Here is a 251-nt window from a genome sequence, read left to right on the forward strand (position 1 = left end):
GTCTCGCCGTCGGGTGAATCCCCCGTCGCCGGCGGCGAGGCCGTTCGCACCTGAATCGGGGACAGCGGTACGTCGTGTGGGAGGGAAGTCCCGATGGCACTGCTGCACGAGCCGGCACCCACAGCCTTCGCCGAAGGCAGCCAGGCCTCCCAGCTCCAACCGTTCGTCGAGACCGTCTTCGACAGTCTGGCCCGAGCGGACCAGCGCACATGGGCGGAGCTGTACATCAAGGCACTGCTGCAGACACCGGG

General features: G+C 68.1%; 1 pseudogene. It reads left to right on the plus strand.

The features are described 5' to 3' along the window. Positions 1–93: 93 nt before the first annotated feature. Positions 94–251: pseudogene (locus ADL01_RS47895) on the plus strand (IS701 family transposase); the annotation flags it as partial.

The organism is Streptomyces sp. NRRL WC-3618, assembly GCF_001280005.1.
Taxonomy (GTDB): Bacteria; Actinomycetota; Actinomycetes; order Streptomycetales; family Streptomycetaceae; genus Streptomyces.